Here is a 13666-nt window from a genome sequence, read left to right as displayed (position 1 = left end):
TGGTTCCTCCGTTCCCGAATACTCAGGATTTGGCCGAAATATTAAATTCGATATTATTCTGAGGCTTATTTTAGCGCCATTCAGAATAGCTGTAAAGAGCTAATTTCATTCAAATAACAGGTACAATGACCATTTTTTCGATAAAAGTGACCTTTTTCTTTAGATTTCTCACGAAAATAAGGAATCTCATAATAACTTTCACCAACAAATGTCTAGCGTAACTGTTGTAATCGATATGCGTATTTATTTGAATGGTTCCGAATGATTCGATACCAAAACACTCTTTGCACAATATTCTATAATTTCTCTTCTTCTGATAATGCCAATAAAAATTTGATTATCATCAACAACTGGAACAAAGTTTTGTTCCATTGACTTTAAGATAATATCTTCCATTTCTGAGTTAATCGATATTGCTTCAAAATTTTTGTGAAGAGGTATATCTTTAAGCCAAATTTTTTCGGTACTTTCAAAATTAAAATTTGGTGTATTTTTTAATTTGGATAATAAATCACCATCAGTAAGGGTACCCATATACTTTCCTTCATAATTTATTAATGGTACAGCTGAGTATCCGTGATACTCCATTTTCTCTAAAGCTTGCCTCATAGTTGATTCATATTTTATAAAAGCTACTTCTTTCTTTGGTATAAGAAAAAATGCTATATTCATGTTCTTTTGTTATCCTCCCGATTGCATACTTTACATTATTTGTATATTTGCAGAATATCTCAAGGGTACAATGATTTTTTCTTAATTTTTCTCCAATTAATTATTGTTTTTGTTGGTCTGCGACCACCAAAACATCCATATGCCTGACCTCTCTTAATAACTTTTGGGTAACGGAACCCTTTGTTATCTCTTCCAAGCGGGAACGGGCAGATTGGCCAATAATTACTTGTGTGGCTTTTTTTTCGTTCATTTCACTTACCAGCTTTCTAAACACATTGCGGCGATCTTTGGTTTCGTACATTTCAAATATTCCGCCAAGCCGTTCTGTCAGTTGGCGTACTTTATTTAATACTTGCGCCTCTTCTTCTTTTAAAGGGTGATGGTCTTTTACATATGCAACATACCATGTCGCTTTTAAGCGATAGGCAATCCGAAATCCCCGGCGGATGAGCCTTTCGCTATCAGCTCTTAAATTGGTACAAACAAAAATAACCTCTTCCTGTCTCCATGGACCTCTTAATGTCCGCTTTCGCTCCCAAGCTTCCAGCCGCTCATCCACATCATCTGCGACTTCACGTAAGGCTAACTCCCTAAGGGCAATAAGATTTCCGGTCTTAAAAAAGTTATTTAATGCCTGCTCTACTTTTACCGGTGCATAAATACGACCTTCCCTCATCCGTTCGCGCAATGCCTTTGGAGAAATATCAATCAATTCTATTTCCTCTGCTCTTCGTAAAATGTGATCAGGAACTGTTTCCCGAACCCTCACACCAGTAATTTGTTCTACACTATCATTTAAACTTTCTAAATGTTGAATATTCATTGTTGAAATAACGGAGATCCCTGCATCTAAAATTTCATTTACATCTTGATATCGTTTGTGATTCCGGCTTCCAGGCACATTTGTATGTGCTAATTCATCGACTAACACAACCTCAGGATTACGCTTAATAATTGATTCTGTATCCATTTCTTCTAATGTTGTTCCTTTATAGGCTATATTTCTTCGCGGTATAATTTCTAATGATCCAACTTGTTCAAGCGTTTCCTCCCGCCCGTGGGTTTCTAATAACCCAATGCCGATATCAATTCCCTTTTTCTTCAGTTCATTCGCTTCTCGCAGCATTGTGTAAGTTTTTCCTACACCAGGTGCAGCACCAATATAAACTTTCAAAGTTCCTCGTTTGATTTTATTCATTTCGCGTTCTAGTTCTTGACTAGTAAGTCGTCGATAAGGGCTTTTTGCTTCTTCTTTCTTACTCTGTTTTGTTGGGATGACACGTTCTCCATCTTTTTTGGCGCGATCTGCGACAATAAAGACATCCATATTTCTCGTTTTCCTTAAGATTTTATTGATAATGGAGCCGTAAACAATTTCCTCCCAGCGGGTTCGCTTTGACTGCCCCATTACAATCCGGGTTATATTGTGCTCAGTTGCATATTTAACAATTTGATTGGCAACAGAATCTTGCTCAAGTTGTATCTCGTCAAACCCCCCACCGACTTTTTCCACTAATTTTATAATGGAACGTTTAAAAGTTTGTTCATTTTTAGTTAATTTATTATTGGGTGATTGAAAACAAACTACCAGTAACTCTCCGCCTAATCTTTTGGCGATTTGCTGACCTCTTCGAATAAGAATCGATCCATTCCAATGGTATTGAACGGTCACTAATATTTTCTCTGTCGCTCCTGATGGACCTATGATCCCATGTGATTCTCTATACTCATCTAGTGTTTCATTTACTTCCCCCGCTAAAAAGCGGAGAGCAAGTTCACGAAGAACAGCTAGATTGCCTCGATGAAAGAGATTATCTTTCCCTCGGTTCTCCTCGTGGTTAAGCTCAATCTCCCCTTCTTGTATTCTGCTTAGGATCACTTCTGGCGTGACGTCCAAAAGCTTAACTTCATCAGCCAGTGCTAACGTATCTTCTGGAACTATACAATTGACCTTAACCTTCCCGCCTGTTAATTTGTCTGCGATCCCTCTTATTCCTTCAAGCTCGTATACATTAATCGTGGTGATGACACTGATTTTCCTATTCAAGAGAAAGTTTATGTCATCTAATCGCGTTGGCCTGGGGGATTCGGGCCGATTTCGATGTGATAAGTCATCGACTAATACCACTTCAGGATTACGGGAAGTAATCGCCTCAACATCAAGATCGAATTTGCCTTCCCCCTTGTTCATCCATTCAATAGAAGGGATTATTTCTAAACAGCCCACTTGTTCCATTGTTTTGGGACGGTTTGAAGGACTTACGACTCCAATAACGACGTCTATCCCCCGTTTTTTTAAAAGATTTCCTTCCTGCAGCATATGATAGGTTTTGCCGGTACCACTTACAGCACCAAGAATAATTTTAAGATGGCCTTTTCCGATTTTTTGTATGGACTGCAGGATTTCCTCAGGTGTCTTTCTGCGGAACCCCTCTTCACTCATGAAAGCCCCCCCTTTCTTTCATTCATACAGAAAAAGGAGAGAAAGACTCTCCCCTTTTTATTTTATTTGTTGTAATGCCATGTTTAGTTCTAAAACATTTACACGCGGCTCGCCAAAAATCCCCAATTGACGTCCTTTCGTATGCTCCTTTATAAGTTTTTCTAATCGATCTTCAGAAACGCTCATTGCTTTTGCAATTCTAGGTACCTGAGCCTTTGCAGCTTCCGGAGATAAATCCGGATCAAAACCTGAACCAGAAGTTGTCACTAAATCTGCAGGAATTGTATTGCCCATATTTCCGTTTTCCTTTTTCAATTGCTTCACATTATCTTTCACAGTATTTATATAATCCTTTGATGCAACAGCAGCGTTTGTAGCTGCAGAAGCGGTTGGATTATACTTTGCCGCGGAAGCTCGTGGATGAAACCATTGCGGCCCCTTAAATTCTTGTGCCAAAAGCTCTGAACCTTGAACTTTTCCGTTTTGCGTTACAAGACTTCCTTCTGCTTGCTTATGAAACAATACCTGGGCAACAGCAGTTGTTGCCAAAGGATAGATTAAACCACAAAGTATCATTAAGAACAAAGAGGCTCGAAGTGCAACCATAAATGACCTCATCAAAAATCTCCTCCACTTTCAAAAATTAAGCTAAATGTAAAGCAGTTACAATTAAATCTATGATTTTAATCCCGATAAAAGGTACCACCACTCCGCCAAACCCATAGATTAGAAGGTTACGAGAAAGGAGTTTATTCGCTGTCATCGGTTTGTATTTTGCTCCCTTCATCGCAATTGGAATGAGGAGAGGAATAATGATGGCATTAAAAATCAAAGCGGAAAGAATCGCTGATTTTGGCGATGCCAATCCCATTATATTGAGCGATTGCAGTTGCGGTATTACCGTAATAAATAACGCCGGAATGATCGCAAAATACTTGGCAATATCGTTTGAAATTGAGAATGTTGTTAATGCACCACGAGTAATCAATAATTGTTTTCCGATCGCAATTACAGATAATAGTTTAGTTGGATCTGAGTCCAAATCGATCATGTTGGCTGCTTCTTTTGCTGCCATTGTTCCCGAATTCATCGCTAAACCAACATCTGCTTGTGCCAATGCTGGGGCATCATTGGTTCCATCGCCTGTCATGGCAACAAGTCTTCCTTCTGCTTGTTCCTTCTTAATAGCGGCAATCTTATCCTCAGGTTTTGCTTCTGCGATAAATTCATCGACACCTGCTTCTTTAGCGATCGTGGATGCAGTCAATGGGTTATCACCAGTACACATAACAGTTTTGATTCCCATCGCTCTTAATTCTGCAAAGCGTTCCTTTAGTCCGGGCTTAACGGTATCCTTCAGATAGATAACTCCATATATCTTATTATTAATCGCAACTGCAAGTGGAGTTCCTCCTGCCTTCGCAATGGTTTTGGCTTTCTCGTCCAGGGCAGCCGGAACGCTTCCATTATTCGCAACCACATATTTTTTAATGGCGTCTACAGCACCTTTTCTAATTTCCGTCCCATCTTCTAAGGTTAGCCCTGACATCCTTGTTTCTGCCGTAAATTCAATAACTTCTGCGTTTTCGTATTCCTTTTCATTCCATTTGACTCCCAGTTTATGGGCAAGCTCCACAACGGAACGCCCTTCAGGTGTTTCATCTTTTAACGATGCCTTTAAAGCGGCAAACGTAACATCTTGGCCAGAAACATTTTCTACTGGAATAAACTCGCTTGCCATCCGGTTTCCAAAGGTAATGGTCCCCGTTTTATCCAAAATCATCGTATCAATGTCTCCGGCAGCTTCAACCGCTTTACCTGACATCGCTAAAACGTTAAATCGCGTTACGCGGTTCATCCCGGCAATCCCAATAGCTGAAAGCAATCCTCCGATTGTAGTTGGAATTAAACAAACGAGAAGGGCTATGAGTGTTGCCACATCTATACTAACCTTTAAATAATCGGCCATAGGTACCAGTGTCATAATGACAAATAGGAAAATGAGTGTTAATACAGCCAAAAGAGTAGTTAAAGCAATTTCATTCGGCGTTTTTTGACGTTTTGCTCCTTCGACCAATGAAATCATTCGATCAAGGAATGATTCACCTGGATCCGTCATGATTTTAACAATGATATAATCCGAAACAACTCTCGTTCCTCCTGTAACAGATGAAAAGTCCCCGCCTGCCTCTTTAATGACAGGAGCAGATTCACCTGTGATTGCTGATTCATCAATCGAAGCCAATCCTTCAATAATTTCCCCATCAGAAGGAATCAGTTCTCCAGTTTCAACACGAACAATATCACCTTTGCGTAACGAAGTAGATGGAAGTACTTTGAATGAACCATCTCTTTGTCTAACCTTAGCCATCGTTTCCGATTTTGTTTTCCGGAGTGTTTCTGCCTGTGCCTTCCCCCGCCACTCTGCAATAGCTTCAGCAAAGTTAGCGAAGAGCACCGTAATGAGAAGGATGATAAATACAGTTACATTATAGCCCCTTCCGACATTGCTAACCCCAAAAATGTCTGGTTTTATCGAAAGAATCAGTGTTATGAGTGTCCCAACTTCCACCACAAACATAACTGGATTCTTAATCATTACAAGCGGGTTTAACTTTTTAAATGAATCGATAATGGCTTGAAAGACCATGTCTTTTGTTATCCCTGTATTTTCTCTTGCCATAAGAAATCCTCCTTCATAATCCCGTTCCCTTTTAATGAAACATTCCAAGATGTTCCGCGATCGGACCTAATGCCAGTGCTGGGAAGAACGTTAGTGCACCAATTACCAAAATAATCACGACCAAGATACCAGTGAATAATGGTGTATCTGTATGAAATGTTCCTGACGATGAAGCTACGATTCTCTTCGTAGCAAAAGATCCAGCTATTGCTAACATGGCAATAATAGAAATAAATCGTCCCAATAACATGACTAAACCAATCATGATATTATAGAAGTCGGTGTTCGCTGTCAGACCTCCAAAAGCTGAACCGTTGTTGGCTGCCCCTGATGTAAAAGCGTATAAGACCTCTGAAATTCCATGATATCCTGGGTTTAAAATAGACGAAATCGCTCCAGGTGTAATCAATGCAATAGCGGTCGGAACTAGAATAATAACAGGATGGGTTAGCAGTGCAATTGAAGCCAGTTTCACTTCTTTAGCTTCAATTTTCTTTCCTAAAAATTCCGGTGTTCGCCCTACCATTAATCCGCAAATAAAAACTGTTAAAATGACGTATAGTAACCCGTTTAACAACCCGACCCCTTTACCGCCAAACACGTTATTTAACATCATTTCCCCAAGAGGTACAAGTCCGCCAATCGGAGTTAATGAATCATGCATATTGTTAACGGATCCAGTAGTAGCCGCTGTCGTCACAGCCGTAAATAATGCTGATTCTGATAAACCAAAGCGAACCTCTTTCCCTTCCATATTCCCATGAATACCAAGTGCATTTAATGCAGGTGTACCTTTATATTCAGCGAAAAAGACTACTGCAAGAAACACTAAAAACATAATTCCCATAGTTGCAAAAACTGTCCAGCCTTGACGTTTATTCCGAATCATAACCCCAAATGCATACACCAAAGCAGTAGGCAGCAACAGCATACATAGAATATGAATTAGATTTGTTAATGGCGTTGGATTTTCAAATGGATGTGCCGCATTAGTACCAAAATATCCGCCGCCGTTTGTTCCAATGTGCTTAATTGATTCTAGTGATGCAACAGGACCTCTTGTAATCGTTTGTTTAATGCCTTCAACTGTTGTGGCGTCCGTTGCACTATGAAGTGTCTGAGGTACACCTTGAAATACCAAGAAAAGTGCAACAACAAAAGATAATGGCAAGAATACACGTGTAATACAGCGAACTAAATCAACATAGAAGTTTCCAAGATTATTCTGTCGGGCCACTAAGCCGCGAATAAAAGCTATCGCCACTGCAAATCCTGTGGCAGCTGAAGTAACCATCGGGAATGTAATAGCAATCATTTGTGATAAGTAAGAAAGTGAATTCTCTCCGCTATATGCCTGCCAGTTTGTATTTGTAATAAACGAAACTGCCGTATTAAAGGCTAAAGCAGGCGGCATATTATCAATCTTATCTGGATTTAAAGGCAGATACTTTTGAATCCTAAAAACGATGTACATTAACATCATCATGATAAAATTAGTGAGCAGCATGAAAAATACATATTTTTTCCAGCCCATTGACTCTTTTTCTTTAACTCCTATGATTCGGTAGATCATCCTCTCCACTGGTCCAAAAACCCGGTCTAAACCAGTTTTTTCATATTCGAAAACTTTCACAAGGTAGCCACCAACCGGTTTTACTAATAATCCGGCAATTAGTAAGGTAACCGCTACCTGTATTAACCCCATAGTCATTTCGTTTTCCCCCTGTTTGATATTTCGATGTTAAAGTCCATTAAAACTTTTCAGGTTTAATTAGGACGTATGATAGATAAATAATTAAAGCTACATCAATAATTCCCGGTATGAGCATACCTGATTTCCTCCCTAGGCTTTTTCACTAAATTGTATAAATCCCCAAAAAAGGGCAAAGGCTAAATTTAAAAGTCCAATTGTAACAAAATCATTATTCATATCCGTCCCCCCTCACTCATTTAGCCGATTTAATACCTTTTGATAAAATTGAATTTTGAAAAACACATAAAAATAGACCACGCTTACTCATTCCCCAGTTAATCCATTCCAAACAATACCCAAAATAGCCATATCTATCAATGATATCTATTAGTGGGTTTTGCAGAAATTGTGATTAACATATTGGAGAAAAAGTATGCGTGGTCTACTTAACGCCCAGCCAAGCATTATCGCTCTCTTTGCGTTCTGTCTTCCATGTTCCTTTTTCTATAAAGATAGGCATAATAAAAAGACCTACTTATTTCCTCAAGCTGCCCTTTTGCTAAAAACAAAAAAGCCCCCTGAATAGGCGGTCTTGTGACCTCCTTCGCTTTAGCCGACGAAGTTAGCTGACGGGTAGGATGGCGAAAGAGTATCTCATCCCTTCTGGTTCCCCAGAATTAACCCCAATAAATTGGTTCCTCCGTTCCTGAGCTGCCTCAGGATTAGGCCGATCTATAAAGTTATTGTTTCATTTGTGGCTATTTTATTCCTGTGAAGTATTTTTGTAAATGGTTATATTTCATCAAAAACAGTTAAATTCTAATATTTCACTATGAAATCAGTATGTTTTCTCCTTATTTCTCTTATTTCCTCTTTTTTTTACAATTAGATTTCCTATTTGCACCATGAAAAAAGAGCAAGTATTATCGCAAAAAAACACTTTACTTTTTCTTGCACCGGGCGTAGTATTACTTTCATATGTATGTTTGCGGAACCATTTTCGCTTAATCTCCTAACTGGAGAACGGGGGAACCAATTGCGGCTATTAACTGCCAAATGGGGTGAATCTCATTTTTGAGTAGGGCTACTCTCATGCCCGAATCCGACAGCTAACCTCGTAAGCGTTTAGAGAGGACACTTATTTTGTCGCGTAGTTTTGCACAGTTTATTTAACTGTGTTTAAAACCACGGGAAGAGTCCTTCTTCCCGTGGTTTTTTATTTGTAAACATTATTCGGGGGTTATGGGATGGTTGGTTCTAAAAAGAAACTGGAAGCTGAGATCAGTTCAGCATTCATAAAATTTCAACGGGAATTGCTTGGCCGCGGTCCACAAGAAGCGAAGACCTACATTGTTGAAGATATGGTTATTACTCGCTTCAAAGGAGTATTGACTACTGAGGAGAAGCATCTTGTGAATCATGATACAGGGAGACGACTAGTAAAAAAAATGAGACAAGTCCTCCGAGAAATGTACAGTTCAGATTTTGAAAAAATTGTCGAGGATCTCACTAATTGTAAAGTTCTTTCGAGTCACAGTGACATCAGCACTAAGATGGGAGAGCGGATAGAGGTTTTTATTGTTGATAAAAATTTAGAAAAGTCGGTAGATGATTAATTTTATTTAAAAAGAAGGCTAGGTGGAATCGAATAAAAAAATAGAAGGGCTGCCGGAAGCAGCCCCTTCTCTATCCAATTTTCTCATCATACTTACGTTCATCATGTACAAATAGAATCCCAAGCTCGTGGTGATCCCCCTCAAATAAAACACGCTGAACGAAACGAATTTCGCCATTTGTATCGAGTACATCGAGTTTGCAATGGGCACGATTTTTTTGCAGGGCTTCGTAAAACACTTTTTCATCAAGTACTAGTACACCATTTACTTTTGCGATGATTTCTCCGGCCTGAAGTCCCATTTTATCGGCAGGTGATTCCGGAATAATCCCGATAATCATCAGGCCTTGATTTTTTTTCGAAAAATAAAATGGCAGCCCTTCATCCTTCAAATAAGCAAGTAATGCTAAAGCCTCACGGCCAATGATAGCCAGCGAAGCAATCACGATGGCTAAAAGCGGATTCCAATAGCCGGCAGCGGAAAGGATCGTAACGAGGCTTCCAAGGAAGATGACTCTTCGGCCATGAAGCTGGACCGCTTCTTTTGGCAGCATCCCTTTAATTTGTTGGTGAAAGCCAATCGCAAAAGGAACTAGGATAAGCGAAAATTCCTTAGCACCGATATGAAAAACTGGCCACCAATCGAATGGAAGATGAAGAGCATCACCTGGAATCAGCAAAAACATTGGGAGCATCCAGATTCGCTTCACTTCATGGACACCGATGCTTTGGCCCCGCTTGCTTTTAGCGAGTTTTGGAGAGGTCCCAATACTGCCATTTTTAACAATCATCATCCCTTCCGCGATTAACAAAAGCCCCAATAGGATGACCATGGAAGGATATATCTTGTCACCAATGGAATGGAAGGCATCCGTAAACGGGGGAATGGACCAGTTATTTTCCGCAAACAAAATGATGGCAAAAAAGGCTGCGCCTACCGTATAGGCTGGTGAAACCCAGCGAACATTTGTTGTAAGAGACCACAAAAACGTAAACCCAGCGATTAACAAGATTGCGGCAAAAGGAACGGCAATCCCTGACGCAACTACAATAATGGAAAGCACAAGACCAATTAAAAGGCCAGTTGGAAACAACTGCCGAAGTTCGAAATAGGCATCATATGCCCGAATATGGAAATTTTTCCTTTCACGTTTCACCCTCATGATGCCTAATATCCCTGCAAGGAAAACGAGATAGTATAAAACAGGATGAAGAAATAACTTGCCTGTCCCTTTAAGAAGCTCCACAAGCCATATTTGCACCAATTCCTGTCACCTGCCTCTATTAAATTTCTAGCATTCTATAAAAAATCTCTTAAAGATTATTTTACCAAATAACAACCATAAAACATATTGCTAGTTTCTAGAAAAATGAAAAAATGTCTTTCTTACTAAATTCGCTAAGCCTTCTTGTGTCTTTGCGAGCATCTGTCCCTAATTTCCGCGGACTTTTGCCGGAATTCCGCGGAATTTTAGATTTATTCCGCGAACTTAGCTGCTATTTCCGTGGAAATTCTCGCTAATTCCGCAAAAAAAGCAGTTTATTCCGCGAATCCACTTAGATATTAGAAAAAAATGACAAAAAAACAGAGGCCAAAAGCCCCTGTTTCCTATTTTGTAATCAGCCTTAACGCCGTCTGAAGCTGGAGGTCATTTTTCTCTTTTTTCATTTCTTTAATAGCGATTTCTTCCAATTTAGCAGCTGTTTTACTGTCAATTTTTCCTGTTGGTGTCTGATTATATTGCTGTTGGAATCCTTTTACAGCAATTTTTGTTTCGGAACTAAAGTATCCGTCTGTCCGTCCTGGAGCAAATCCAAGGGCGTCGAGAATTTCTTGGGCGCTCTTTACTTGCTCATTGTTCATGTCCTCCACAAGCGGCTTCTCAACCTGAAGCGGATGGGTTCCAAAAATGGCCGGCTGCTTGATGGCGACATCCGGTTTAATCCCTTTTTTATGAATCCAATTTCCATTTGGGGTTAGCCATTTAGCTAACGTTAATTTAATATTACTTCCATCCCCCATTGGTACAGCCTGCTGCACTGTTCCTTTGCCAAAGGTAGTTTCACCGACCAACTGGTAACCAGCTGCCTCCTTAAGGGATCCTGCCAGGATTTCCGAAGCTGATGCACTGCCCTTGTTTACCAAAACAATTACTGGATAATCCTTCTTTTTAGAAATAGTAGAGAAATAGCGTCTCTTATCACCGTTTCGTTCCTGAATTTGCACATATGGCTTATCCTTCGGCACAAATTCTTTCAAGATTTCACCGACGCTCTCCAAAAATCCACCCGGATTTCCCCGGACATCGATAATCAGACCTTTGATATGATCGTTCTCCAAAGCCTTTAAATCCTTTTTAAAATCCGCTGCTGTATCTTCTGAAAATGAAGTCACTTCAATATAACCGACCTTTTTGCCATCTTGCTTTTTAACCGAAGCATGGACGGTTTCAAGGGGAATTTCATCACGTTTCACCTCAATAGTGAGCGGTTCTTTTAATCCATTACGGGCTATTTCCAGCTTTACAGTGGTGCCCTTTTTGCCGCGGATTTTTAACGTCGCCTTATTTAGGTCAAGTCCTTCCACACTCTTGCCGTCTACCTTTAGAATTTGATCGTTTGGCTTAATGCCTGCTTTTTCAGCTGGGGAGTCTTTAAAAGGAGAGACGATAACAATTTTGCCATCCACCATGCCGACCTCAGCGCCGATTCCTTCAAAAGATGATTCTAACGATTGGGTGAATTGCTGGGCTGTCTCCTTGTTCATATAAACCGAATAAGGGTCCTTTAAAACAGAAAGCATCCCTTGAATGGCCCCTTCAACCAGCTTGTCATTGTCAACTTTTTCAACGTATCGGCTTGAAATTAACTCATAGGCTTGTTCGACTTTTCCCAGGTCGGCTGTTTCCGCTGCAGAATTTACGGCTTTATTTTTTGGAGATAATGCTTGCTCGAGAGCGGAGCTTGATTGTTTATTTTCAAAAATCTGCATTCCTGCATATGTGCCCCCTGCTCCCGTGAGAAGCGAACCCGTCATTAACAGGGCAATCCATTTTCGATTCATTGAGATCCTCCTCAGCTAAAATGCCAATTTCCTATCTATTTTTATATAAAGGCATCATTTTCCTGCCCGATTATTAACATATATGAAAGAAATGGACGAGTTATGAATAGAAATGTGGACGAACCCTTTGATGAATTAATAAAGAATATAAAAAAAGAAGAAGCATTAAAGCTTCTCCTGTTTTTATTATGGCAGTGGAACAATTCCTCTTGGATCGATAGCATTATGCTTATCCTGTGTCCACGGACCTTTATGAAGTTCAAAATGTAAATGCTGTCCACGAGAATCACCAGTGTTACCCATGACACCGATTTGCTGGCCCTTTTTCACAACAGCTCCATTACCAACCATCCGAGAGCTCATATGAGCATAGACAGTGGTATAAACTTGTCCATTAATGGAGTGCGAAACGAAAATACAGTTTCCATAACTGCTGGACAGATAGGATCGAATAACGACACCGTCAGCCGCAGCCACAATTGGAACCTGAGTTCGATTCGCAATATCTACACCATAATGGAATTCTGAACCGCGTCCGCCGAATCCGGAAGTGAATGTACCGACAGCTGGTTGCGTCCAATAGCCGCTAGAAACGCCTGGTACAGCTCCAGAACTCGCTCCGCCGCCGCTGCTTGAACTTGAAGAGTTGTTTTTATTGGCTGCTGCCCTTGCTGCTGCCCTTGCTTGTTCTTCTTGTGCTAATTGAATGGCCTTTTGAACCGCTGCCTCTTGTGCTGCCAAGATTTCTTCCTGCTCTTTTAAATCCATTACATGTTCGTGTTCTTCTTGTTCCTGCTCGACTAGACTGGCTAATAATTTATCTTTTTCCGCCTTTTGAGCAGCCAGCTGCTTGTTCAATTCTTCTAAGTTTGCCACCATGGTTTGCAGACTGGCAAGGTCTTTTTCCACTTGTGCTTGCTTTGTTTCAAGTTCCTTTTTATCGGCTTCATGCTGCTTTAAAATATCCCGGTCCGCTTGCATGATGGTGGCGACTGCATTGGCACGGTCAATGAAATCACTAAAGCTTTCGGAGCCCATTAAGACATCGAGATAGTTGACCATTCCGCCATTTTCCTGATAGCTGCGCGCACGGTCCTTTAAGAGTACATTTCTCTTTTTAATTCGATCCTTTAAAACCTTTGTTTCTTCTTCAAGTTTAGTAATTTCAACTTTGGTTTTTTCTATTTTAGCCGTCTCATTATTAATCTTATTGGTTGCGTCTGTGATGGCATAGTCCAGGCGCTTCATTTCGTCCTTTACGCCTGCCTGCTGATTTTGCAGGTTACTGATTTTATCATTTGACGCATTTATTCCTGATTTCACATCGGAACGCTGCTCTTGGATTTTATTTTGGTCGCCTTTTAATTTAGAGATGGATTCTGCGTTTGTCTTTGCCGGAACTCCCGCAAAAATGGTTCCAAACCCCACTGCGGCAACGGTGACGAGAGTTATAAATGTTTTCCTCATCTCGATTTCTCCTCCCATTTCTCTATGTA

General features: G+C 40.3%; 10 protein-coding genes and 3 riboswitches (1 of these 13 running past the window's edge). Of the genes, 1 reads left to right on the top strand and 9 read right to left on the bottom strand.

Annotated elements, in window-relative coordinates; all coding sequences use genetic code 11:
* Nucleotides 1-45: riboswitch (cyclic di-AMP (ydaO/yuaA leader) on the bottom strand (it extends 101 nt beyond the left edge of the window).
* A 198-nt stretch (nt 46-243) separates the two neighbouring features.
* The 6 genes from V7161_RS09435 to kdpF form a co-directional block, all read right to left on the bottom strand.
* On the bottom strand, nt 244-672 hold the full coding sequence (locus V7161_RS09435) for a CBS domain-containing protein (protein ID WP_335444442.1): 429 nt from the start codon (nt 670-672) through the stop codon (nt 244-246).
* 100 nt (nt 673-772) lie between these two features.
* Nucleotides 773-3115 carry a universal stress protein gene (locus tag V7161_RS09430; RefSeq protein WP_335444439.1) on the bottom strand — a complete coding sequence of 781 codons (2343 nt, stop codon included), beginning with the start codon at nt 3113-3115 and terminating at the stop codon, nt 773-775.
* A gap of 57 nt (nt 3116-3172) precedes the next feature.
* Entirely contained in the window at nt 3173-3733 is a 561-nt protein-coding gene (gene kdpC, locus V7161_RS09425; RefSeq protein WP_335444437.1) for a potassium-transporting ATPase subunit KdpC, read from the bottom strand.
* Nucleotides 3734-3758: 25 nt separating this feature from the next.
* Entirely contained in the window at nt 3759-5798 is a 2040-nt protein-coding gene (kdpB, locus tag V7161_RS09420) for a potassium-transporting ATPase subunit KdpB (RefSeq protein ID WP_335444435.1), read from the bottom strand.
* Between the two features lie 31 nt (nt 5799-5829).
* The gene (gene kdpA, locus V7161_RS09415) at nt 5830-7503 is read right to left on the bottom strand and encodes a potassium-transporting ATPase subunit KdpA (protein WP_335444563.1); all 1674 of its coding nucleotides are present in this window, start codon (nt 7501-7503) and stop codon (nt 5830-5832) included.
* 46 nt (nt 7504-7549) lie between these two features.
* Nucleotides 7550-7627, bottom strand: a complete 78-nt coding sequence (gene kdpF / locus V7161_RS30390) for a K(+)-transporting ATPase subunit F (RefSeq protein ID WP_420491599.1) — start codon at nt 7625-7627, stop codon at nt 7550-7552.
* A gap of 460 nt (nt 7628-8087) precedes the next feature.
* Nucleotides 8088-8230: riboswitch (cyclic di-AMP (ydaO/yuaA leader) on the bottom strand.
* A 252-nt stretch (nt 8231-8482) separates the two neighbouring features.
* Nucleotides 8483-8629: riboswitch (cyclic di-AMP (ydaO/yuaA leader) on the top strand.
* 109 nt (nt 8630-8738) lie between these two features.
* Here kdpF and V7161_RS09410 point away from each other — a divergent pair.
* Nucleotides 8739-9107, top strand: a complete 369-nt coding sequence (locus V7161_RS09410; protein ID WP_335444434.1) for a DUF2294 domain-containing protein — start codon at nt 8739-8741, stop codon at nt 9105-9107.
* Between the two features lie 70 nt (nt 9108-9177).
* Here V7161_RS09410 and V7161_RS09405 read toward each other — a convergent pair whose 3' ends face one another.
* From V7161_RS09405 to V7161_RS09395, 3 genes are all read right to left on the bottom strand, one after another.
* Nucleotides 9178-10371 carry a PDZ domain-containing protein gene (locus V7161_RS09405; protein WP_335444432.1) on the bottom strand — a complete coding sequence of 398 codons (1194 nt, stop codon included), beginning with the start codon at nt 10369-10371 and terminating at the stop codon, nt 9178-9180.
* Nucleotides 10372-10715: 344 nt separating this feature from the next.
* Nucleotides 10716-12170: a S41 family peptidase gene (locus V7161_RS09400; protein ID WP_335444429.1), complete on the bottom strand. Its 1455-nt coding sequence runs from the start codon at nt 12168-12170 to the stop codon at nt 10716-10718.
* A gap of 186 nt (nt 12171-12356) precedes the next feature.
* Nucleotides 12357-13637, bottom strand: coding sequence for a murein hydrolase activator EnvC family protein (locus V7161_RS09395; protein ID WP_335444427.1), 1281 nt, complete (start codon nt 13635-13637; stop codon nt 12357-12359).
* Between the last annotated feature and the right edge of the window lie 29 nt (nt 13638-13666).

Origin of the sequence: Neobacillus drentensis, assembly GCF_036965425.1 — a bacterium.
Taxonomy (GTDB): domain Bacteria; phylum Bacillota; class Bacilli; order Bacillales; family Cytobacillaceae; genus Neobacillus; species Neobacillus drentensis_F.
Note: the sequence above shows the minus strand (reverse complement) of the source record. Positions and strands in the feature narration are given on the sequence as shown.